Raw genomic sequence first — 23,685 nt, forward strand, 5'->3', positions numbered from 1 at the left:
GGACACCGGAAGGTGTCCGGCCCCCCTCAGCGCTTCCTGGGACAGGTGGCGCAGAGCTCGTCCGGCCGGATCGTGTAGTACAGACAGCAGTTGGTACGGGTCCGCGTCGGCTCGCCGTCCAGATCCGCAGACGGCCGGAACCCGGCGGCACCGACGTACGGCGGTGTGGAGCCGGGCAGCAGCGCGTCGGCGGCCGCGGTCGCGGCACCCGCGTCGCCCAGCGCCCGGCCCAGGTGCCAGACGCCTCCCGCGAGTTGATCGGTGACCATGCCCCACAGGGCGTGCGGCCGGCGTCGGACGTGCGGCTGGAAGGCCTCCAGCACCGGGGCGAGATGCTCGGCGACGGCGGACCGCAACTCGGCCCGCAGGGCCTCCGGCCCGGCGACCGTGCGCACCCCGGGCAACCCCTCCAGCGGGTCGCCGGGCAGACATGTCATCGCCTCGGCGCCGACGGTCATCTCCCGCTCCCGCCAGCCGTACGCGACCAGCTCCAACGGCACGCGCGGCACACGCCGTTCGAGATACCAGGGCCCGCTCATCGCGAGACAGGCGGTGAACGTGTACCGCTGGAACGCCCAGGTCGCCGCGACATCGCGCCGGGGAGCCTTTCCGTACGCCTGCTCGATGCGCCGCTCCTCAGCGGCGACCAGGCCCTCCACCGCCTCGGCCTCCCGCCCGAGTCGTCGCCCCTCGACCCATCCGGCCGCCGTCTCCTGAGGGGCGGGGCCGGCCTGGATCCGTACCAGGGGGGAGATCTCGCCGAGCCGCCGATAGACACCCGCGAGCGGCTCGACGGACGCGACGGACGCGACGGACGCGACGGAGGGGGCCGGGGCGGCGGGGGTGGTCGAGAGCGGCACGTTACTTCCCGTCTTCCACACGAGTCACACGAGAGAGGTAAGGCTTACCTTATAGCGACCCCGGGGTGGAGCGCACGGTGTATCGCGTGCGTGTCCGCCACGTGAGCGACGAACTCGCATTCGACGCGCCGGCGGCAGACCGGAACGCGCCGCCGGACGGCCGACCGCGGCGGGACGGCGTAGTGGCGGCCCAGAGGGGCCAGTTCCGGTGCCGACCACCGAACGGGGTACGGCTCACCCTCGACAGGCCGTTCGATACCGTGTCGCCTTCCCATCCATGATCACGCGGGCATCCCCCACTGTCCGCTTCATTACGGAGCGACATGAAACGACCTCTATGGTCCACGGTCATCACGGCGATGGTGGCCGTGACGCTCGGCGCGATACCGGCCAACGCCGCCCCGGTGAGCGCTGACACGGCAACCCCGGCGGCAACCGCACCCATCGATCCGGCCCTTCACGACGAGGTCGCCGCCGGCGGCACGGTCAGGGTCAACGTCCTCACCAGGAGCCGCGCGGACCTGCCCGCCGCCGCCCGGGCGGGCAAGACCGGCAAGGCCCTCCAGACCCTGTCCACCGTGCCCGTGACCACGCTGCGGGTGGACAAGGCCGGTCTGGCGGAACTGGCCGCCCAGCCCGGTGTCGTGAGCGTCACCGAGGACGAGGCCGCGTCCCCCGGCCTGGATTCGACCATTCCGCTCATCGGCGCGGACAAGACCGTCGCCGCGGGGAAGACCGGCGCCGGCACCGCGGTGGCCATCATCGACACCGGTGTCGCCGTCAACCACCCCTTCTTCGGAAACCGGGTGATCGCCGAGGCGTGCTTCTCGACCACCGACACCGCCGCCGGCGTCACCAGCCTGTGCCCCGACGGCACGGACCAGCAGGAGGGGCCGGGCTCGGCCGACGCGGACAGCGGCCCCTGCGCGGGGTTCTGGGCGTGCCATCACGGAACCCATGTCGCCGGCATCGCCGCCGGCAACGGGCAGGGCCTGACCGGGGCCCCCAAGACCGGTGTGGCCCCCGGCGCCGGCATCGTCGCCATCCAGGTGTTCCACAAGAACAGCACCGAGGCGGTTTGCGGCGTCGGCAAGGCGCCGTGCGTGAAGGCGTACAACAGCGACCAGCTCGCGGGCCTGGAGAAGGTCCTGCAGCTCCGGCAGTCCGGCATGCCGATCGTCGCGGCCAACATGAGCCTGGGCTCCGGCACCACCTACACGGCGCACTGTGACACGGACTTCCGCAAGGCGGTCATCGACAACCTGCGCGCCGCCGGTGTCGCCACGGTGGTCTCCGCCATGAACAACGGCGTGGAAGGCGTGGCCACCCCCGCCTGCATCTCCTCGGCCATCGCGGTGGGCAGCACCATGGACGACGACCAGCTGTCGTCCTTCACCAACCGGGGTCCGCTGCTGGACGTGTTCGCCCCCGGCAGCAACGTCGTCTCCTCGGTCACCGGCAACCGTTACTCCTCGGGCAACGGCACGTCCATGGCCGCCCCGCACGTCGCGGGCGCCTTCGCGGTGCTCAAGCAGGCGTACCCGCGGGCCAGTGTCTCGGAGCTGGAGACGGCCCTGGAGACCACCGGGAAGCCCATCTCCTACGCGACCGCCACCACTCCGCGCATCAGGCTCGACCTGGCGCTGGCGCCGCGGATCACGGACTTCAACTGCGACGGCGTGGAGGACACGGTCGTCGGTGACCCGAAGGCGGCCGTGGGCGGTGACGCCGGCGCCGGTGTCGTCCGCGTGATCCACGGCGGCGGTAAGGGCACCGCCGAGATCAACCAGGACCTCGCCGCCGTCTCGGGTGGTGCCGAGCCGAGTGACCGCTTCGGGGAGAACCTGGCCACCTTCGACGACGACAAGGACGGCTGCACCGACCTCCTGGTGGGTGTCCCGGCCGAGGACGTCGGCACGACCACGGACGCCGGTTCCGCCCAGATCTTCTACGGCGCGGCGGCCGGTCTGTCCACCGGCAAGGCTCCTGTCGACCTCGTCCAGGGCACCGGCTCGGGCTCGATCCTGGGCTCGGCCCCCGAGGCCGGTGACCGCTTCGGCGCCGCCGTCGCAGCCGGTCACACCACCGCGGGCGAGCCGTACCTCGTGATCGGCGTGCCCGGTGAGGACCTGGGCAGCGTCGCCGACGCGGGCAGCGCCCACTACCTGCGCGGAAGCGTCAACGTCGCCGTCCACCAGGACAAGCCGGGCATGGGCGGTACCGCCGAGGCCGGCGACAAGTTCGGCTCCGCCGTCGCGGCCTCCGCCAACCACCTCGTCATCGGCTCGCCGGGCGAGGCGATCGGCACCCTGGCCAGCGCGGGCGGTGTGCAGATCCTCAAGCACGACCTGAACGCCGACGACATCCCCACCCCCCTCCAGGGCATCAGCCAGGACGACGACTTCGTGTCCGGCGCGTCGGAGGCGGGCGACCAGTTCGGCGCGGCCGTCGCGGCCGTCGCCTACGCACCCTCCGCCACGGCCGCCGCGACCGACACCGTCTTCGCGGTGGGCTCCCCGGGCGAGGCCCTGACGGTCGGCACCACCAACGTCAGCCAGGCCGGCGCCGTCCAGTCCTTCAGGGTCACCGGGGCCGGCGCGGTCACCCAGGCCGCCAACTTCAACGCCGAGGTCGAGAACGTGCAGGGCGGAGCCGAGGCCGGCGACAAGTTCGGCCAGAAACTCGCCCTCGCCAACCTGTCACCGCGCGAGCCCGGCACGGCCGACACCCTCGTCCTCGCGGTCGGCATCCCCGGTGAGGACGTCGGCACCACCGCGGACGCGGGCGCGGTGCAGACCTTCTACCCGTTCGGCGCGCCCGGCGACACCGACTTCTGGCTCGAGGCGGGCAACGCCTCCGGTCTGGGCGGCAGCCCGACGGCCGGCCACGCCATCGGCAACCATCTGGGCGTCACGGCCTCCCGGCTCTACGTCGGCGTGCCCAACACCACCCCGTACGGCGTCGCGCAGGCCCTGCCGTGGGGCAACGCCACCGGCGGTCGTACCGGCGCGACCGGGACGGTGAGCGTGCACCAGCCCGGCCAGAACGGCCTCCCGGCCGCGGGCGGCGGATTCGGCTGGGCGATCGGCTGACCTCGACGGTGATCCGGAGCTGACCGGACGCATCCGATGAGTGAGGCCCTGGAGGATTCCCCTCCAGGGCCTCACGTGTTCCGGCCGCCGGAACGATGAACCCGAGAACCGAGCGAGGCGGTGCCTCGTCGGTCCCTCCGGCACGACCCGGCACGACCCGGCACGACCCGGCACGACCCGGCATGACCCGGCACGACCCGGTAGGTACGGGACGGCCGCGGGGCGGGCCGCAGCGGTCCCGCACCCGGGTTCTCAGGCCGCCCGATAAGCCGCCGTCAGCTTGCCGACGGCGCCGGTGAGATCGCCCGTCAGGAGCAGATGGTCCGCTTCGGCGAACGGCTTGGCCGTCGCCTCGGTGATGTCCTGGCCGATCCGCTGCTGCACGATCGTCCGCGCCTTGGCGACCAGTTCCCTGCCCTCCGCCGACGTTCCGCGACCGGTCGCCTCAAGCACCCTGGCCGCGAGGGCGATGGCCTTCAAGGCGGGTTCCCCGCCGGCGGGCGCCTTGGACAGAGTGGTCAGGCCCCACCCGTACGGGAACTGGGGGTCGTAGGCGGCGTCACCGACGTTGATCGGCAGCTGCGCCTCCGACTTGGGCCAGGTGACCGGCAGCTGCCCGGTGAAGGGGCGCTTGCCGTAGAGGACGTCGGCGACGCCGTCGCCCTCGGTGCCGGGCAGCCAGGACGCGACCAGGGCGTCGATGTCACCGAGCCGGTCACCGATGAGCTGGGGACGGCCGGAGACGACCAGGACCGCGCACCGCATCGCGGCACAGACCTTGTCGACGGCCGCCTTGTCGGCTCCGCTCAGTTCGAGGTCGTGGCCGTTGCCCACGTCCCCGAAACCCTCGGCATAGGGCGTCTCGCCGACGACGACCACGCCGACGTCGTAGCCGTCGGTGGCGGCGGAGGCGTCCTTGGAGTAGGTGATCTCGGCGTCGGGGGCGGCCTTCCTCATCCCTTCGAGGATCGTGGTCCCCGTCGTCGTCCGGCCGGACGAGCCCTGCCAGCTGATGGTCCAGCCGCCGGCCTGGTTGCCGAGGTCGTCGGCGTTGGAACCGGCGACGTACACCTTCTGCGACGTCTTCAGCGGCAGCACGGCGCCGTCGTTCTTCAGGAGCACCTGGGACTTGGCCACCGCCTCACGCGCCACGGCGCGGTGCTCGGGGGAGCCGACCGTGCCGAGGTGGGTGGTGTCCGCGTACGGCTGCTCGAACAGACCGAGCCTGAACTTCTGCGTCAGGATCCGGGACACCGCGTCGTCGACGCGTGCCCGGCCGACGCGCCCGGCCGTCACCTCGTCCTCCAGGACCCGGGTGAAGTCCTGGTAGTTGGTCGGCACCATGATCATGTCGAGGCCCGCGTTGACCGACGTACGGACATCGCTCGGATAGTCCCCCGGAATCTGGTCGATGGCCTGCCAGTCGCTGATGACGAAGCCGTCGAACCCCATCCGGCCCTTGAGGACGCCGTTGATCATCTCGGCGTTGGCGTGCATCTTCACCGGGCCCTGGTCGTCGCCCAGGACGTCCAGCGAGGAGTACGAGGGCATGACCGTGCCCGCGCCGCGCTCGACGGCCTCGGCGAACGGCGCGAGATGCACCGCCTCCAGCTCCTCGCGGGTGACCTTGGTGACGCCCTGGTCGATCGTGTACGAGCCGGTCGTCGAGGAGCCGAACTCGGTACCGCCGTCGCCCACGAAGTGCTTGGCGCTGGTGAGCACCTTGTCGTTGCGGTCGAGGTCCTTACCGTTCGGCGCGCCCTGCATACCGTTGATCACGGTCTCCATCGCGGTCACCAGGGCGGGATCCTCGCCGAACGCCTCGTACGAGCGGCCCCAGCGTTCGTCGCGGGTCACACAGAGGCAGGGCGCGAAGTCCCACGGGATGCCGGTGGCCCGCACCTCCTTCGCGGTGACGGCGCCCGTCCTCTCGGCGACCTTCGGGTCACGGCCGGCACCGATGCCGATGTTGTGCGGCATGATCGTCGACCCGATGACGTTGTTGTGGCCGTGCACCGCGTCCACCCCGTAGATCAACGGGATCTGGAAGCGGGTGGCCCGGGCGCGCAGCTGGTACGTGTCGATCATCTTCGCCCATGCCTCGGGCGCGTTGGGCGTGGGCACCGAGCCGCCGCCGGAGAGCAGCGAGCCGAGGTCGTAGGAGGCGATGTCCCCCTGGGACTTGAGCGCGTTCCGCTCGGCCTGCGTCATCTGGCCGACCTTCTCGGCGAGCGACATCCGTGCGAGCAGGTCGGCCACCCGCTTCTTCACCGGGAGCCTCTTGTCGAGGTACGGCAGGCCGTGGGCGTCCACCACGACCTGGGGCGTCTCCGCGGGGGCCTTGGCCCCGGTGACGGACAGCGTGAGCGGGATCGTCTCGGCGGACTCGGCGGCGCCGTCCTTCGTCGTCGCCACCGCGATCGAACGGGACGTGCCGGAGGCCGTGCCGGCCGGGAAGGTGACGCTGCCGGTGACCGGCGTGTAGTCCTTGCCGGCCTCGGCGCCGCCGCCGGTGCCGCCCTCGGTGGTGTACGTGACCGTGACCGGCTCGTCGATCGGCCCGGAGCCCGTGGTGGCGACCGAGAGCCTCACCTGGGCGGTGCCGCCCTCACCGACCGGGTACACGGCGGCGTCGGTGACGACCTTGGTGTTCAGGGCCGGTTCGGCCTTCCCGTACAGCTCCATGCCGTCGAGGGCGAAGGAACCGGGGGAGCCCGGCGGCAGGGTGAGGGCGTAGCCCCACATCTCGTTCAGGCCGAGGATCTGGTCGATGCCGCCGACGGGCTGGTAGTCCGCGCGGTACTGGAAGTCGGAGAACGGGATCTCGACGAGATGCCAGCCCTCCCAGTCGTCGGTGAACGACGTCGTCCACAGTTCGGACGCCTCGCCGTTCGCGCCACCGTCCTTGATCTCGAAGTGGACGCGCTTGCCCGAACCCGGCGGCAGCGGCGCGGTGTTCTGGCCGTACCACCAGAAGCGGACACCCTTGAACGCGGTCCAGTCGTGGGCCGGTGCGTCGAAGGCGAAGTCGTGGCTGAAACCGCCCCAGCCGCTGATGTCGTAGCTGCCTTCGAGGACCTTGTCGCCCTCCGGCGCGTCGGCACGTTCGTCGATCCGCAGGGTCGGGTGGTCGTCGGCGTCGCTGCCCCAGGTGAAGATCCCTTCCGCGGGAGGGTTCGCGAAGGGGATCTCTCCCTCGAAGCGGTCGACGGCCACGGGCACGGGGTCGTCGGCGGCCGCGGCGCTCGGCAGGGCACCGGCGAGCAGACCGCCGAGGACGGCGGTGGCTGCGATCAACGCCGTACTCGTTCTGCTTCTGAGACGGGGTCGTGGCATTGCGGCTCCTTCTGTACGACAGGGGCGGTGTGCGGGGTCGGGGTTCATGCCCGCCGGCGCGTGCGGGCAGGGGCGGGGGCGCCGTGCCGCATCGGGGAGGCGGCCGAAGTGGGTCGCCAGGAGGGTGGCTCAGGAAGCCGGCGCGGAGCGGCGGACGACGAGTTCGGTGGGGAGGACGACCGGTTCGTCGGGAATCGTCTCGCCGACGAGCCCGGCGAGCAGCATCTCGGCGGCGGTCTCACCCATCCGCCGCATGGGCTGGCGGACCGTGGTCAGCGGTGGTTCGGTGTGCCGGGCCATGGGGATGTCGTCGAAGCCCACGACCGCGACATCCTCCGGGACTCGGCGGCCCGCCTCGCGCAGGGAGCGCATCACACCGGCGGCGATGAGGTCGTTGTGCGCGAAGACGCAGTCGAAGTCCCGGCCCTCGGCGAGGGCCCACTCGACGCCGCGCCGGCCGGAGTCCTCGGTGAACTCGCCCTCGACGACCAGATCGGTGGGAAAGACCTCGAGAAACCCCGCCAGCCTGTCGCGTACGCATCCGAAGTCACGGCGCCCGGTGAGGACGAGGGGGCGGTGGCGTCCCGAGGCGAGCAGATGGGCTGCCGCCGACGCGCCGCCGGCGCGGTTCGTGGTGGCCACGGAAGGGAACGCCGGATGGTGGCCGCGGTCGTCGATGAGGACGACGGGCAGACCCCGGCGGTGCATGGCCGTGATGGTGTCGAGGGTGTTCTCCGGCTCGATGACGAGGAGACCGTCGAAGGCCCGGGCGGAGACCTGGCCGGCGAAGTGCTCTACGGAGTCGGCGCCCCGGTTGCAGGTGAACAGCAGCAGTCCGTAGCCGGCGGCTTCGACGGTGTCGGCGACGCCCTGGAGGACCTCGCCCATCCACGGCCAGGTGAGCGAGGGCGTCAGCATGCCGATCGTACGGCTGCTGCCCCGGGCCAGGCCGACCGCACCGGAGCTGGGGACGTAACCGAGCACACCGATCACTTCGCGAACACGGGCGGCGGTGGCGGCGTCCACCTCCGCCCCGGTGTTCAGGACGCGGGAGACGGTGGTCTTGCTGACCCCCGCCTCACGTGCGACGTCGGCGATGGTGACACGCATCGGGGGCCTCCGTGGCGGGTGCCGTGCAGGGACTGACATCGCTGTCGGAACCGGTACCGGAACCGGTTCCGGCGCGGTGCGGCGAGTCAACAGCCAGGCCGTCGTGCCGTCAAGACTTCACACCGACATCGGCTGAATTCCAAATTCCCCGCAATGGCGGCCACTTGTGTGTTCAAGATCTGAATACGCAAAGGGTTGACGGCGGTTCGCCCGGGCAGTTCACTCACGCCTCGGTCCATCACTCGGTCCACGGACCCCCCACACCCACCGAGAAGGGCACCGACATGACCAGACCGCCGAAGAGGCCGCCGACCGTCCGCCGGCTCGCGAGCGTGTTCCTCGCCGCCGCGCTCGCCACGGCCGGACTGAGCGGCCTCTCCACCGGCACGGCACAGGCCGCCGGCGAGCAGGTGAACATCTGGCTCACCACGACCGACGACGCGGGCGGCCGCCACGTCACGCGCGGCCTCCAGCAGCAGACGCCGGTCACCTTCCAGGCGGGCACCGGCGGTGGCGGCTCCCGCATCACCGTCGACGAGAACACCCGCTACCAGACCTTCACCGGCGGAGGCGCCTCCTTCACCGACACCGCCGCCTGGCTGATGAAGGGCTCCGGAGCCCTCTCCGCGGCGACCCGCGACGCGACGATGAGGAAGCTCTTCTCACCCACCGAGGGCATCGGCCTGTCGTTCGTCCGCAACCCCATGGGCGGCTCCGACCTGGCCCGGTACGGCTACACCTACGACGATCTGCCGGCCGGGCAGACCGACCCCACCCTGTCGAAGTTCTCGATCGCACACGATCTCCAGGACGTGCTGCCCCTGACCAGACAGGCCGCACAGCTCAACCCGAGCCTCACCCTGGTCGCGTCGCCGTGGACCGCGCCCGCCTGGATGAAGGACAGCGGGCAGCTCAACGGCGGCTGGCTGAAGGCCGAGCACTACGGCACCTACGCGGACTACTTCGTGAAGTACCTCCAGGCCTGGCGCGACCAGGGCGTCCCCGTCGACTACGTCACCGCCCAGAACGAACCGACCTGCTGCTCCGACTACCCGTCGATGAGCTGGAACGCCTCGGGACTCGCGTACTTCACCAAGAACGAACTGCTGCCCGAGCTCCAGGCGGCGGGCCTCCCCACCAAGGTCCTGGCGCACGACTGGAACTGGGACACCTACGACGCCTACGCGGCACAGACCGTGAACGACGCCGCGGTGCGCAGCCACCCGAACTTCGGCGGCGTCGCCTGGCACGGCTACGGCGGGAACGTCGCCAAGCAGACCGAGATCCACCACCAGTATCCGCAGCTGGACGCCTTCCAGACCGAGCACTCCGGCGGCACCTGGATCGCGAACCAACAGCGCGAGGACATGATGAACATCATCGACTACACCCGTAACTGGGCGAAGTCGGTGACGAAGTGGTCGCTCGCGGTCGACCAGAACCGCGGCCCGCACAACGGCGGCTGCGGCACCTGCGACGGCCTGATCACCGTGCACAACGGAGACTCCCGGCACGGCCAGGTCGACTACACCGTCGAGTACTACACGATGGGCCACCTCACGAAGTTCGTGCGGCCCGGCGCGCACCGGATCGCCTCCACCGCCGACTCGGCCGTGCCGAACGTCGCCTGGCGCAACACGGACGGCTCCAAGGCCCTCATCGCCTACAACGACTCCACGAGCGCACGGACCATGACCGTCGAATGGGGCGGCCGGCACTTCACGTACTCCCTGCCCGGCAAGACGTCCGCCACCTTCACCTGGTCGGGCGGCCAGGCCGACGGACCCGAGACGTCCGGCGCCCTGGTGGGCCTGGGAGGCAAGTGTCTCGACGTGGCGGGCGGTTCCAGCGCCGACGGTACGCCGGTCCAGCTCTGGGACTGCAACGGCTCCGCGGCCCAGCGCTGGACGATCGGCACCGACGGTTCGGTGCGGGCGCTCGGCAAGTGCCTGGACGTGACGTCCGGGGCGACGGCGGACGGATCCAAGGCGCAGTTGTACACGTGCAACGGCACCGGCGCGCAGTCATGGCGCTACGAGACGGCCGGCCAGGACCTGGTGAACGTCCCGGCGGACAAGTGCCTGGACGCCTCCGACCACAGCTCCGCGAACGGGACCCGGGCACAGATCTGGTCCTGCACGGGCGCGGCCAACCAGAAGTGGCAGCTGCGGTAGACCGATCCCGCGCGGAGAGGCGGCACGTGAAGGGGCGGGGGCCCGTGGTTCACGGGCTCTCGGCCGGAGAGGTGCGGTCTTGCCCTGGGGGACCGGAACCAGCAGCATCATCGGCATGGCCAGGGTCTATGACGATGAGCGGTTGGCGGGCGTCTACCAGAGCGGCAACGAGATGCCGGACCGGTCACTGCGCGACTGGACGCACCTCATCGGCTCCTTCACGGACCGTCCGACGCCCGCCGTCGTGGAGATCGGGGCCGGGACCGGCATGTTCTGCTCGGCGATGGCCCGCTGGCTGAACGCGTCGACGGTGGTCGGGGTCGACACCTCCGTACCCATGCTCACCCAGGCCCGGCTCCTCAACGCCCACCCCTCCGTCCGGTACGTGGTGGGCACAGCGGAGTCCGTTCCCACCGCTTCCGACCGGTTCGACCTCGCGCTGCTGTCCCGGGTGGTCCACCATCTGCCGGACCGGGTCCGGGCGGCACGGGAGCTGGCCCGCGTGCTGCGCCCCGGCGGAGCGGTGGTCATCCGGACGACGTTCCGCGAACGGCTGGACGCACTGGTCTACGACTACTGGCCGCGCCTGCGTGAGCTGGACGCACAGCGGTTCCCGTCCCGGTCGGAGCTGCTCGATGACTTCGCGGCGGCCGGCTTCACGGTCCGGTCGGTCACGTCCTTCGCCCGGCCGGTCACCGCCAGTCTGCGCGACTACCACGCCCGCATGACGTCCCGGCCCCAGTCGAAGTTCACCCAGCTCACCGCCGCCGAGTTCCAGGAAGGACTGCGGCGGCTGCGGGCCGACGCCCAGGAGGAGCCCACGACGCGCCCTGTCCCGGTGATCGAGCGCTATGACGTGGCCGTGCTGTCCGCGCCCTGAGCGAGGCGCCACGGCCTCGCCCCCTTCACGCCGTCCACCCTGTTCACGCCGTTCACCCCGTTCACGCCGTCCACGGCCGACACTGGTAGGGACAGAGGCCCCGGACGACGAGGTGATCACGTGAGCGGGACGAACGGCGGAGACGATCAGGCCGCCAAGGAGCGAAACCTGCTGAAGGGGCTGAGCGTGGACGACACGCACCCCGAGCAGCCCGTCCTGCTCAGCGCCGCGGGCGACCCCATCCGTACCTGGCAGGAGAACTACCCGTACGACCGCAAGATCCGCCGGGGCGAGTACGAGCGGGCCAAGCGGATCCTGCAGATCGAGATGCTCAAGCTGCAGCGATGGGCCAAGGACACCGGAGCCCGGCTGGTCGTGGTGTGCGAGGGCCGGGACGCCGCCGGCAAGGGCGGCACCATCCAGCGGTTCACCGAAAGGCTCAACCCTCGCGGCGCCCGGATCGTCGCCCTGGACAAGCCGACCGAGCGAGAATCCGGGCAGTGGTACTTCCAGCGCTACATCGCCCACCTCCCCGCCCCCGGCGAGATCGTGTTCTTTGACCGTTCCTGGTACAACCGGGCCGGCGTCGAGCGGGTCATGGGCTTCTGCAGTGACGAGGAGTACTCGCTCTTCCTCCATCAGTGCCCGCTGTTCGAGCGCATGCTGGTCGAGGACGGCATCCACCTGATGAAGTTCTGGTTCTCCGTGTCGCGGTCCGAGCAGCGCACCCGCTTCGCCATCCGGCAGGTGGACCCGGTACGGCAGTGGAAACTCTCACCCACCGACCTGGCCTCGCTCGATCTCTGGGACGACTACACCACCGCCAAGGTCGCCATGTTCAGGGCAACGGACACCGAGCACGCGCCGTGGACGGTGGTCAAGAGCAACGACAAGCGACGGGCACGCCTGGAGGCCATGCGCAGCCTGCTGTCGCGCATCGACTACGCGAGCAAGGACCCGGAAGCGGTGGGCGCCCCCGACCCCCTCATCGTCGGCGCCGCGGACACCCTTCTCGAACCGGGGGAGGAGACGACCGCGCTCTCTCCCACCCCTCTGGCTCCGCTCCGCGAGGGCCCGGGGGAACACCCGGGACGCGGAGGAGCCGACGCGTAACGCCGAAGGCCGCCGCAGCCTGAGGAGGCGCAGGATCGCACCGCCTGCCGGCGGTGATCCCGGGAAGTCGTCAGGCGGTGGGGGAGGGGGTGCCCCACTTCCAGAAGATGCCGTGCACCCCGGCCGAGGCGTCGGCGGGCAGGATATGGGCTGTGCCCGAGCCGCTCAGGGCGAGCAGGCGGATGTCGCGGCGGGGGGCGCCGTCCCGTTCGCGGTAGTAGCCATAGACCGACGAGGGCAGGGCGTCGGGATGGAAGTACACGTGCAGGAGGTACTGCCGCACGTGCAGTGGCAAGGTGCGCTCGTGGTTCGTGTCGCTGTGGGGGTGGGGTCCGATGTCCACGGTGTACGAGACGACGGTGCTCTCGCCGCGGGCGAGCGGGCGTCCGAAGCCGATCCGCAGGGTCATCAGGCAGAGTTCGGGAACGCGCTGCTGGTCGATGAGGGTGCCGCATTGGACGGATGCGCTCATCGAGGGCCCGGGGCGTTCGTCCATGTTGAGGTGGGCGGTGATGTGGTCGGCCCCGTCGTGCGTGGCCCGGACCACTTGAGTCACCGCGTAGTGGGTGATGCGGCCCATGTGGTCCAGGTGGACGGTCTCGTGGACGCTGAGCGGCACCGTGCCCGCGTTCAGGCGGCTGAACTCCTCTTCCCCCAGAGCCTGGGCGAGCGGGTGCTTCGGTCCGAAGACGGGGCGGGCGCTTTCCAGCCGCTCCGGCGGGGTGGGCAGCGAGCGTCCGCGCGGGCGCCGCGGGCGGAGCAGGGTCAGCAACGCTCCGGTCGGCAGCCCGAGTATCGCCTCGGTCTCGGTCACCGCGCGCAGTGACTCCAGCCGCTCCGGTTGGCTCCGTCCACGCTGCCAGTGGCTCAGCGTGACCGTGCTCACCTGGATGCCGCGGAGGGCGAGGTGGTCGCGCAGGCGTTGCAGGGTCAGCCCCTTGCGGTCCAGCGCCTCGCGCAGTGCCTGCCCGAAAGCGGAAGGGGAGCAGTCGTGTCCCTGGACCGGCGGCGTGTCCGGGGCGGAGAGGCTTTCACCCTGGTCAGCCATGGTGCCTCCTGGTCTCCGATCCAGGGAGTGTACAGTCGGCGGCCACCTGACCGGAGGGACGGGTGGCCGCCGTTTTCACCGGGCCGGAGCCGACGTTGGGGAAGCGGTCCGGATCGCTCAGGGGGCGGTGTTCAGCGTCAGGCCGTAGTAGTCGAGCAGGTCGTCCAGCGGCTGGAACCAGCCGACCCCGCTGCCGAAGCTGCCGTCGCAGGTGAGGTTGCCCGAGCCGGAGGTGACGCCCTGGCCCTGGCCCTGGCCGGTGATCCAGGCGCCGCCGCTGTCGCCCTTGTGGATGCAGACGGTGGACCCGCCGAGGCCCTTGACCAGGGTCGCCGGCTGGCCCTTGGCCGTGTAGGTCACCGAGTTGTTGTAGCTCTTGATGGTGCCGCAGGTCCACTTGGTGGTCGCGCCGGACTTGCATACCGTCGCGCCGACGGCGGCCCGCTGGCTCCCTCGGACCGGGGTGTCCGCGACGACCCGCCAGCCGCCGACCGCGGTGGTGATCGAGTTGCCGGAGTCGATGGCGGCGACGCCCATGTCGACGCTGTCGTAGCCCAGTGCGTAGCGGCCGCTGGTGCCCTTGGCGAACCGTGAGCCGTTGAAGTACAGCGTGGGCAGGCCCTCGATGCAGTGGCCGGCGGTGGCGAGGTACTGCCGGCCCTGCCAGTCGCGGGCCCCGAAGCCGACAGAACAGTAGGGGCCGTTCACGTCGGAGGTGTTGATGTTCATCTTGCTGCCGGGCGCGATGGCGGCGGCGGGCTGCGAGGCGTCGTTCTCCGTGGTCCGCACGGTGACGGCCGGGCCGTGGGAGCGCGCCGCGGTCACGAAGGCGCGGCTGGTGGCGTCGGCGGTGTCGCGGACGGTGACGACGACCTTGTCGCTGACCGGGTCGACGTGCCACGACTCCACGCCCGCCGGAACCTTCTTCTCGGCGAGCTTGTCGAGTGCCGACTTGATCCGGTCGAGCGCTGCCGGGGTGCGGGCCGGGATGCGGGCGGCGAGTCCGGCCGCCTTGACCTCGGCGGCCTGTCGTGCGGTGGCGACGTTGACCGTGAGGGTGCCCTTGGCGTCGAAGAACGCGCTCCCGGTGGGGATTCCGGACGTTCCCAGGCGCTCCAGAGTCTCCTGTTGGGAGCTCTGATGGTCGAGCGTCCGCTGAGCCTGCGCGACGGACACGCGGAGTGAGTCGGCGAGCGCCTTCACCATGCCGGTGGGCTGGCTACGGGCGGCCGGGGCGGGCGTCGGGTCCGCGGCGGGGCCCTGCGAGGCGGTCGCCACACCTCCGGTCAGAGCCATCACCCCGGCTATCGCGCCGATCGACAAAGTCCTACTGAGTCTGTTCACGCGTTCTCCTCTTGAGCCTTCGACCTGACTGGCTTCCACATCGCCGATGCGGGGCCTCGGTCTCCAAATGGCCAGCGGGTGAATTCTGTTGGCAGCGTCGCGATCATGACAAGAGAAAGGGGGCGGTGAGTATTTAACAGAGTTCGGCGGAACTGTTTCCCGCTGGCCTTCCATCAGGACGTGAGCCGGGAAGAAACCGCAGAAGAGAACATGAAGAATGCCGACCGGAGTTGACTGCCACCGGTCGGCCAGGCAACCCGCGCCGACGACGATGCACACGCAAGCGTGAATTCGATGTGGGGGGCGTTTCCCGCTCGCTCGTCACACCTTGCGTCGGCACTTCGTGAAGTACCTTTTCCGGCGCGGGGATGGCCGCCGCCGCGTCGAAAAGGGCCGGGCTGCGGACGAAATGCTCGCGCACCCCGCGGCTGTCCGCAAGAAGCCGGGAACCACCGGGATTTAACAGTTCCGGGCCCAACGGTTAACGACAACGCCCAGCCGGGACCCGCCCGCCCGCGACCGCCTCAACCGCCGAGCGCGACCGAATCGCTCAGCCGGCTCTTCGAATACCCCGCCCTTCCGAGGGCGGCAACAAGCCGAGAAGTCATGACCTCCCGAGCCGGCGAGCGCGTGACGCGGTGCCGGGTGCCGGGTGCTTCGCGGCCGCTTCCAGCGCGTGGAGCAGCATGCGGAGGGCGGGCTGGTCCAGGGTGCTTTCGCGTACCGCCGCGTGGATGGTTCTGACCGGTTCCGGCCGCCGGACCCGGCGGAGGGCGACGCCCGAGCGGCGGCCGGCCGCTCCCAGGCGGGGGATGAGTCCGACGCCGAGGCCGGCGGCGACGAAACCGAGCGCGGTGGCGTAGTCCTCGCTCTTCGCCACGAAGTCGGGGCTGAAGCCGGCCGCGGCACACGCCTCCAGCATGACGTCGAGGCAGGGACCTGGCGGTTCGCTGCCGATCCACGGCTCGCCGGCGAGATCGGCGAGGTCGAGTACGCGTTGCGCGGCGAGCGGGTGGTCGGCGGGGAGCGCGGCGAGGTACTCGTCGTCGAGCAGGTGCACCAGGTGGACGCCCTGCCGACCGCCGTCACGGGGCCGGACCACGATCGCCAGGTCGGCATCGCCCTGTGCGACCTCCGCCAGCGGGTCTTTTGGGTCGATCAGTCTGAGGTCGATCCGCACCCCCTGATGCTCGCGGCGGAGCCGGGCCAGGGCGGGCGCGACGAGCGTCGGGCCCACCGAGGTGAAGTAACGGATGGCCAGCCTGCCGGTGCGTCCGGCTCGTAGGTCGGCCAGCGCCGTCTCGGCCTCGGCGATGTTCCGGCTGATGATCGCGGTGTGCTCGGTGAGAAGCCGGCCCGCCGCGGTCGGCCGTACGCCGCGTCCCACCCGTTCGAGCAGGGTGATCCCGGCTTCCTTCTCCAGCGCCGCCACCTGCTGGCTCACCGCGGAGGGGGTGTATCCCAGGTGCGCCGCGGCCGCGGTCACCGATCCACTGGTGACCACCGCCCGCAGCACCTGCATCCGTCTCAAATCCAGCATGTAGCACAGCTTAATGGTCATGCAGAACCTTTTGATTGTGCTTATGTGCGGCTCGCGGCATCGTCGTTCTCTCGGGGGAGACCTGGGAGGAGAACCGAGCGTGAACGCTGCCGCGGGCAGGACATGGGCGGTGGCCCGGATGGGGGTGCTCGCCCTGCTGTGGGGGTCGACCTTCCTGTGGATCGAACTGGCCCTGGAGGCACTCTCCCCGGTACAGGTCACCCTCGCCCGCTGTCTGCTGGGCGCCGGCACACTGCTGGTGCTGTGCCTGAAGTCAGGGCAGCGTCTTCCTCGTGAACGCGCCGTCTGGGGCCGTGTGTTCGTCGCGGCCTTCTGGTGCAACGCGCTGCCGTTCGCGATGTTCAGCATCGGCCAGCAGACCGTCGACTCCGGGGTGGCAGGGGTGCTGAACGCGACCACCCCGCTCTGGTCCCTGCTCGTCGGTATCGCCATCGGCACGGAGCGCGGAGTCCGCCCGCTGCGCTGGGGCGGCATCCTCCTCGGGTTCGGCGGTGTGGTGCTGATCCTCGCTCCATGGCGAGGAGCCGGGATCGTCAGCTGGGGCGCCCTCGCCATCGTCGCCGCCGCGGCGAGCTACGCGATCGGCTTCACGTACATGGGACGCACCCTCGCCGGAAAGGGGTACGCGACCCTCTCCCTCTCCACGGCCCAGCTCCTCGCCGCGTCCGGACTCACCGCCCTGAGCCTGCCGGCCGGTGGCCTGGCGCCGGTGCGCGTCGACCCGGCGGTCTTGGTCGCGGTGGTGATCCTGGGGGTCTTCGCCACCGGGATCACCTTCCACCTCACGTACCGGATCATCGCCGACGAAGGCGCGACCGATGCCGCGACCGTCGGCTATCTGCTGCCCGTCGTCTCGGTCGGGCTGGGCGCCCTCGTGCTCGACGAACCCTTCAGCCTCCGGGTCGCCGCGGGGATGCTGATCGTTCTCGTCGGCGTCGGCATGACGCGCCGGAAGAAGCCGGCTCCGGCGGCATCGGTCCACCCGCCGTCCCCTCTCACCACGCGCGGCCGGAGCTGAGCCGACGCTTCCCGATCCCGAAACCGCCAGAGAAACCGCCAGAGAAAACCGCTGGAGAACAGGACAGTGACGTGACAACCCTTGCCGTGGCCGATTCCACCGCGGCGGCGCTGCCTGCGGATTGCGTCGTGATCGGCGTCGTGACGAGCCCCGGAGGGCCGGTTCCGGCGCCGGGCGCGGAAGCCGTGAGCGAGGCGTTCGGCGGCGGGCTCGCCGCGACGCTCGGCTCCCTCGGTATGACGGGCGCCGAGGGGGAGACGCTCAAGCTGCCCGCACCGGCGGGCCTCAAGGCCGAGATGGTTCTCGCGGTAGGCCTGGGCGAGGCCGCCGACGGCGGCCTGCCCGCCACGGAAGCGCTGCGGCGGGCGGCAGGTGTGGCCGCCCGCGTCCTGACGGGTACCGGGCGGGCCGCCCTCGCGCTTCCGGTCGCCACCGCCGAGGCCGCGGAGGCGGTGGCGCTCGGCGGCCTGCTCGGCGCCTATGCCTTCACCGCCTACCGTGCCCCCGGCGACCGCGAGGCCCCCGTCGGTGAACTGGTGATCCTTGCGGCCGAGGAGGTCCGGGAGGAGGTCGCGGCCGGTGTCCGGCGCGGCACGGTGATCGGTGTGGAGACGAACCGTTCGCGCGACCTCGTCAACATGCCGGCGAACCACCTCACGCCGGAGATCTTCGCCGCCACCGTGAGGACGGCCGGCGAGGAGTACGGGCTCGACGTCGAGGTGTTCGACGAGAGGGCGCTCGCCGAGAAGTCCTTCGGCGGCATCCTCGGCGTCGGCCAGGGCTCGGTCCGGCCGCCACGCCTCGTCAGGGTCGCCTACCGCCACCCGGCCGCGCGTACCACCCTCGCCTTCGTCGGCAAGGGCATCACCTACGACTCCGGCGGCATCTCGTTGAAGCCGGTCGGCTTCAACGAGATCATGAAGCGCGACATGTCCGGCGCCGCCGCCGTCTTCGCCGCCGTGGTGGCGGCCGCCCGCCTCGGGCTGCGGGTCGGTGTCACCGGATGGCTCGCCCTCGCCGAGAACATGCCGTCCGGCTCGGCGACCAAACCGGGGGACGTACTGCGGATGTACGGCGGAAAGACCGTCGAGGTGCTCAACACCGACGCCGAAGGCCGCCTGGTGCTGGCCGACGCCCTCGTCCGCGCGGGCGAGGAGGAACCGGACGCCCTCGTGGACGTGGCCACCCTGACCGCCGCGATGAAGATGGCGCTGGGCCACCGGATCTTCGGCGTCATGTCCGGCGACGACGCCTTCCGTGACCAGGTCGTCGACGCGGCCGGGCGAGCCGGGGAGGAGGCGTGGCCCATGCCGCTCCCGGACCAACTGCGGGAGAGCCTGAACTCACCGGTGGCCGAGATCGCCAACACCGGTGAGCGGATGGGCGGCGGCCTGGTGGCCGGCCTCTTCCTGAAGGAGTTCGTGCCGGACGGCGTGCCCTGGGCCCATATCGACATCGCGGGACCGGCCTTCCACGAAGGCGCGCCGTACGGCTACACCCCCAGGGGCGGCACCGGTTCCGCGGTGCGCACCCTGGTCCGGCTGGCCGAGGACGCCGCGGCCGGCGCGCTCGACCGGCTGGGGACGTACCGGTGAGCCGCCCCGTGCCCGCCGTCCGCCCCGTCACGGCAGCCGGGGCCCCCGCACCCTTCCGAGCCGGGACGCGGGCGGCCCGTTCCCGGTGCGCGGGCCGAGGAGGCCGACGGCGATGAGAGTCCTCTATCAGGTCGACTCCTTCACCCGGACGCCCTTCACGGGCAATCCGGCGGGTGTGGTGCTGGGCGCGGAAGGCATGTCGGACGCCGAGATGCTCGCGGTCGCGCGGGAACTCAACAACTCCGAGACGGCCTTCGTTCTGCCCGCGGACGCCGCCGACCACGACGTGCGCGTCCGCTTCTTCACCCCGACGACCGAGGTGCCGACGTGCGGGCACGCCACCGTGGGGGCGCACTTCGCCCGTGCGGTGGAGTACGGGCTGCCGTCGGGATCGTTGCGGCAGAAGACGGGCGCCGGCTTGATCCAACGGGTGGAGATCCACCGGGACGGGGACGGGGACGGGGACGGGGACCGGGACCGGGTACGGATCGGCATGCACCAGGGACGGGCGGAGTTCGGACCCGAGCTGGAGGGCGGCCAAGTGGACTGGCTGCTGCGGGCCCTGGGAGCCGGCACCGCCGACCTGGTGGAGAACGCCCCCGTCCAGACGGTGTCGACCGGCCACTCCAAGGTGCTCGTGGAGCTACGGGACCGCGCCGTCGTCGACGCGCTGCGACCGGACCCGTCGGCATTGACGGCGCTCAGCCGTGAGGTCGGCAGCAACGGCTTCTTCGTCTTCACCCGGGCCACCGGCGACGCCCGACTGCTCACCTGGTCCCGGATGTTCGCACCGGCGATCGGCATCACCGAGGACCCGGTCACGGGCAACGGACACGGCCCGCTCGGCGCCTACCTGGTACGGCACGGCCTCGTGCCGGCGACCGAGGGGCGGCTCGACTTCACCGGTCGCCAGGGGGTGGCCATGGGACGGCCCGGGGACGTCCGGGTACGTGTCGACGTGCGGCCTGACGGCGGCCTCTCGGTGACCATCATCGGCGACGCGGTGACCGCGTTCCGGGCCGAGCTGGCGTCCCCGAGTGTCGCCCCGGAGGCTCCCGGCCGACCGCCCCCGGGGGTGCGCCGTCTGGAGTAAGGCGGATGCGTTCGGGGCGTACCGGAGCCACCGTGGGCTCATGAGCAGTCACCCGCCCGTCGTCGTCCATCCGCCCTCCGCGACCGGCGGCCGCCGTGTCCGTGCGGACGGACGGATCCTCGGGCTGGCCGAGAGCGTGGCGGACGTAGCGGATCTGCTGGCCTCGGTGGGGCTCGAGCTGGGGCCGGACGAAGTGGTGGAGTCGCCCCTCATCGAGTGGCGCGGCGGCGGCCCGGGCGTATGGGCGGAGTCGCCGCCGTGAGCTCGCGCCTGCGGCCGCCGTAGCGCGAGAACCGGTTCGGGCACGGTCGGTGCAGCCTCAGACCAGCGCCGCCACCCGCGCAAAAAGGCGCTGTCGGTACGCGACCCGTACGTGGAAAGTACGCGATCCGTACGGTGGGCGGGCTAGGGTGGTGGCGGAGGTGTTCCATGTCCGAGTTGTTCGACGCCGTCGACGCGCTGATCGCGTCCGCTTCCCCGCTGCCGCCACCGGCCGAGCGCAAGCGACTGCGTACCGCGCACGGCCTGACGCTGGACCAGGTGGCCGCGGCCCTCCAGGTGCGACGCGCGACCGTCAGCGGGTGGGAGGCGGGCAAGACGGAACCCAGGCCGCCGGAGCGCGAGGCGTACGCCCGGCTGCTGGAGAAGCTCGCGGAACTCTACCCGGCCGGCGCCACGCCGGCCGCGCGGGACACGGCAGCTACCCGGGACACGGTGACGCCCGCGCCCGCGACCGGCCCCGCACCCGAACCCGCGCCCCGCCCCGCCACTCCCGCGCCCCGCGAGGCCGAGTCCGCTCGGCCGCTTCCGCGCCCCCAGCTCTCCGACCCGGTCTCGGACGCCCCCGCCCCGGCTTCCGGAGAGAACACTCCGCGCAGGTCCGCCCCCGCCCCGGCTTCCGGTCAGAACACCCCGCGCACGTCCGCCCCCGCCGCCAGGACGTCGCCGACGTCGCCGAGCCCGCGCGCGAAGAACGTCTCGCGGAACACCGCGCAGACCACCGCGGCGAAGCCCGCCCCCGCGGCCGGCATCACCGACCCCCGCTTCGAGCACGGGCCGCTCGCCGTCGTGGACGCCGACGACGGACAGGTCTACGCGTACTGCGTCGGCGGCCTCGTCCTGGACGTGCCCGCCAAGTCCCTCCCGGCGCTGGTCGACTGGACGCTGCGCGACGCGAGACTGGGCGCGCGCAGGCTCAGCGGGGCGGGCAAGGACGCCGACCCGCTGATCGTGCTGACCGAGGCCGCCTGCCGGCGCTACGGTCTTCCCGTCCGGCTCGGTGAGGAGGAGCGCCTGTCGGGGCGGCTGCCGGACAGCCACAAGGTCGTCAGGCAACTGGCACGCGCGGACTGGAAGCTGACGAAGCGCGGGTTCGGCCCGTGGGCGCGGATCTACCGCCCGGCGCAGGGCTCGCAACGGATGTGCGTGCAGCTGTGCCTCCCGACATGGGGCGCGCTCGACACCCGGCACTGGGACGGCGCGGCGGAGCTGCCGCCCCCGGACCTGGCCCGGCTCCTGGGCACGTACGCGTCCCGGGTGATGACGCCGAGAGGCTCCACCGCCGTCACCGGCCTGGAGCTGATGACCGCCCTCCACCCGCCCACGCGTGCCAGTGAGCCGGACGAGCACGGTGTCCGGCACAGCGAGCACAACCCGAGCTCGCTGGGGAAGGACCCGGTCGACTGCGCGCCGTGCGAGGCCCCCGACGGTCACCCGCTGCTCAAGGGCCTGCCGCGCTTCCACCGGCGCACCCCGGCCGAGGTGCTGATGGAGGAGGCGTACGACTGGGCGCGGCCGCTCACCGACGCGGAGTGCCTCAAGCGGCACCTCGTCGGCATCGACGTGAACATGGCCTTCGCCGCGGGCGCGAACGGCACGATCGTGGGCCTGGGAGCGCCGACGTACGTCGAGAACCCACGCTTCGACCCGAAGCTGCCCGGCTCCTGGCTGGTCGACCTCTCCCACGTCGACCTGTCCCGCGTGCTGGTCGGCAAGGAGTGGCGGTGCCTCGAAGGCGACCTGCTGCCCAGCCCGTTCACGCCCAAGGGCGAGAGGCCCGAGGGCCCGGCGTGGTACGCCACGCCCACGGTGGCGTACGCGGTGGAGCTCGGCTACGACGTGGCACCGACCGAGGCGTACGTACGGTACGACAACGGGCGCTATCTGGACGGCTGGTACAACCGGCTGCGCGACGCCTATGTGGCGACCATGGCCGACCTGGGCGTCACCGGCGACCTGTCACCGGAGGACTTCCTGGCGGCCATGGACGGCTACCGGCAGCGCGACCCGCAGCTGGCGATCGTGCTGTCCGCGATCAAGGCCACTGTGAAGGGCGGCATCGGCAAGCTGCGCGAGCGTCCCCGCGGCGAGGGGTGGAGGCCGGGCGAGCCGTGGCGGGCGCTGTCCCGTCCGACCTGGCGGCCAGACATCCGCGCCGCCGTCATCTCCCGTACGCGCGTCAACATGCACCGCAAGATGGTCAGGCACGCGGCCGCCACGGGCCAGTACCCGGTCGCCGTCCTCTCCGACTGCGCCGTGTACGCCTCCGACGGACCGTCCCCGCTGGACTTCCTGCCGTACCGGGACGGCAAGCCCCTGCCGGGCGGCTTCCGGCTCGGCGTCTCACCCGGGATGGTCAAGCACGAGGGCACCCAGAGCGTGCTGTGGGGCGAAGGCGTACGCGAGGAGTACGGCCAGGAGCTCAACCTCGCCCGCTACATCAAGGACGGCAACGTCACCACCGTGGACGACGGGGAGTAGGTAGACCGCGATGAGCATGTTCGGGGACGGCCTGGAGAAGGCGGTGCAGCGTGCGTTCACCCGCCCGATCCCGAAGTCGGCCGGCGCGCGGATGCGGTACCTGGTCAAGCAGCTCAAGGGCACCAGGGCCGTCGCCCGGATGCTGCGGGTGTCCCAGCGCACCGTGGAGCGGTACGTGAAGGACGAGATCAAGAAGCCCCGCCGGGACCTCGCGGAGCGCCTGGAGCGCGAGGTGACCAAGCGGTGGCAGCCGCAGATCCGCGCCAAGGCCAGGCGGACGGCGGCCACCACGGGCGGCATCGTCATCGACACCCGCGCCCGGCTCGGCTACACCGCTCCGATCGGCACGACCGACCAGGACCGGATCCGCCACCTCACCGTGGCCCTCCCGCCGCGGTACGCCGCCCGCCTCTTCGAGGCGCAGGAGCAAGGGGCCGGCGACCAGCGACTCCGGGAGATCGCCGCCGAGGCCCTCAAGGAGGTGTACTTCCAGGACGGCGGCCGCCGCGCCGGCGGCCTGGAGGAGGTGCGCTTCACGGACGTGGAGCACATCGACTTCGACCTGTGAGTCCGGTCCACCTGTGAGTTGTGCCGGAGCACGTGTGACTGAGCGCTTCAGTTGGCCAGTGAGCGTTCGATCTGGCCGGTTGAGTACCGGCGTTTTCCCCGGTGGGAGATTTCGAGGGCCGCGGTAGCACCTG

The 23,685-nt window shown here is 71.5% G+C and carries 16 protein-coding genes; 10 read left to right on the forward strand and 6 right to left on the reverse strand.

Translation table 11 applies throughout. From position 1 onward, the window contains the following. Window positions 1-26: 26 nt before the first annotated feature. Entirely contained in the window at window positions 27-860 is an 834-nt protein-coding gene (locus ABZY12_RS30800; protein WP_356896090.1) for a (2Fe-2S)-binding protein, read from the reverse strand. A gap of 323 nt (window positions 861-1,183) precedes the next feature. On the opposite strand from ABZY12_RS30800, the gene ABZY12_RS30805 reads away from it, so the two are divergent. After that, a complete protein-coding gene (locus tag ABZY12_RS30805; protein WP_356896092.1) occupies window positions 1,184-3,952 on the forward strand; it encodes a S8 family serine peptidase in 2,769 nt (922 codons plus the stop codon). A 252-nt stretch (window positions 3,953-4,204) separates the two neighbouring features. Here the strand turns inward: ABZY12_RS30805 and ABZY12_RS30810 are convergent, their stop codons facing one another. Then, window positions 4,205-7,288 (reverse strand): glycoside hydrolase family 3 N-terminal domain-containing protein, encoded by a 3,084-nt coding sequence (locus ABZY12_RS30810; protein ID WP_356896094.1) that lies wholly within the window; start codon window positions 7,286-7,288, stop codon window positions 4,205-4,207. 129 nt (window positions 7,289-7,417) lie between these two features. Continuing rightward, window positions 7,418-8,398, reverse strand: a complete 981-nt coding sequence (locus ABZY12_RS30815; protein WP_356896096.1) for a LacI family DNA-binding transcriptional regulator — start codon at window positions 8,396-8,398, stop codon at window positions 7,418-7,420. 284 nt (window positions 8,399-8,682) lie between these two features. Here ABZY12_RS30815 and ABZY12_RS30820 point away from each other — a divergent pair, with 284 nt between their 5' ends. The 3 genes from ABZY12_RS30820 (at window position 8,683) to ppk2 (ending at window position 12,565) form a co-directional block, all read left to right on the forward strand. Beyond that, complete coding sequence (locus ABZY12_RS30820) at window positions 8,683-10,572, forward strand: ricin-type beta-trefoil lectin domain protein (protein ID WP_356896098.1); 1,890 nt, start codon at window positions 8,683-8,685, stop codon at window positions 10,570-10,572. A 115-nt stretch (window positions 10,573-10,687) separates the two neighbouring features. Continuing rightward, the gene (locus ABZY12_RS30825; RefSeq protein WP_356896100.1) at window positions 10,688-11,452 is read left to right on the forward strand and encodes a class I SAM-dependent methyltransferase; all 765 of its coding nucleotides are present in this window, start codon (window positions 10,688-10,690) and stop codon (window positions 11,450-11,452) included. A 120-nt stretch (window positions 11,453-11,572) separates the two neighbouring features. Continuing rightward, window positions 11,573-12,565 carry a polyphosphate kinase 2 gene (gene ppk2 / locus ABZY12_RS30830; protein WP_356896102.1) on the forward strand — a complete coding sequence of 331 codons (993 nt, stop codon included), beginning with the start codon at window positions 11,573-11,575 and terminating at the stop codon, window positions 12,563-12,565. Between the two features lie 70 nt (window positions 12,566-12,635). Here ppk2 and ABZY12_RS30835 read toward each other — a convergent pair whose 3' ends face one another. The 3 genes from ABZY12_RS30835 to ABZY12_RS30845 form a co-directional block, all read right to left on the reverse strand. Continuing rightward, window positions 12,636-13,613: a helix-turn-helix transcriptional regulator gene (locus tag ABZY12_RS30835; RefSeq protein ID WP_356896104.1), complete on the reverse strand. Its 978-nt coding sequence runs from the start codon at window positions 13,611-13,613 to the stop codon at window positions 12,636-12,638. 117 nt (window positions 13,614-13,730) lie between these two features. After that, on the reverse strand, window positions 13,731-14,957 hold the full coding sequence (locus ABZY12_RS30840; protein WP_356896106.1) for a S1 family peptidase: 1,227 nt from the start codon (window positions 14,955-14,957) through the stop codon (window positions 13,731-13,733). 604 nt (window positions 14,958-15,561) lie between these two features. After that, window positions 15,562-16,497 (reverse strand): LysR family transcriptional regulator, encoded by a 936-nt coding sequence (locus ABZY12_RS30845; RefSeq protein WP_356896108.1) that lies wholly within the window; start codon window positions 16,495-16,497, stop codon window positions 15,562-15,564. Window positions 16,498-16,636: 139 nt separating this feature from the next. Here ABZY12_RS30845 and ABZY12_RS30850 point away from each other — a divergent pair, with 139 nt between their 5' ends. The 6 genes from ABZY12_RS30850 to ABZY12_RS30875 all read left to right on the forward strand — a co-directional run bounded on the left by ABZY12_RS30850 (window position 16,637) and on the right by ABZY12_RS30875 (window position 23,552). Beyond that, window positions 16,637-17,536: a DMT family transporter gene (locus tag ABZY12_RS30850; protein ID WP_356896152.1), complete on the forward strand. Its 900-nt coding sequence runs from the start codon at window positions 16,637-16,639 to the stop codon at window positions 17,534-17,536. Window positions 17,537-17,607: 71 nt separating this feature from the next. Next, window positions 17,608-19,131: a leucyl aminopeptidase gene (locus tag ABZY12_RS30855; protein WP_356896110.1), complete on the forward strand. Its 1,524-nt coding sequence runs from the start codon at window positions 17,608-17,610 to the stop codon at window positions 19,129-19,131. Between the two features lie 112 nt (window positions 19,132-19,243). Continuing rightward, complete coding sequence (locus ABZY12_RS30860) at window positions 19,244-20,224, forward strand: PhzF family phenazine biosynthesis isomerase (protein ID WP_356896112.1); 981 nt, start codon at window positions 19,244-19,246, stop codon at window positions 20,222-20,224. A gap of 40 nt (window positions 20,225-20,264) precedes the next feature. Continuing rightward, on the forward strand, window positions 20,265-20,486 hold the full coding sequence (locus ABZY12_RS30865) for a hypothetical protein (protein ID WP_356896114.1): 222 nt from the start codon (window positions 20,265-20,267) through the stop codon (window positions 20,484-20,486). Between the two features lie 167 nt (window positions 20,487-20,653). Continuing rightward, window positions 20,654-22,984, forward strand: a complete 2,331-nt coding sequence (locus ABZY12_RS30870) for a helix-turn-helix domain-containing protein (protein WP_356896116.1) — start codon at window positions 20,654-20,656, stop codon at window positions 22,982-22,984. Window positions 22,985-22,994: 10 nt separating this feature from the next. Next, window positions 22,995-23,552 carry an XRE family transcriptional regulator gene (locus tag ABZY12_RS30875; protein WP_356896118.1) on the forward strand — a complete coding sequence of 186 codons (558 nt, stop codon included), beginning with the start codon at window positions 22,995-22,997 and terminating at the stop codon, window positions 23,550-23,552. Window positions 23,553-23,685: the final 133 nt, after the last annotated feature.

The sequence above is a fragment of the Streptomyces sp. NPDC006551 genome, from assembly GCF_040611675.1.
Lineage (GTDB): Bacteria > Actinomycetota > Actinomycetes > Streptomycetales > Streptomycetaceae > Streptomyces.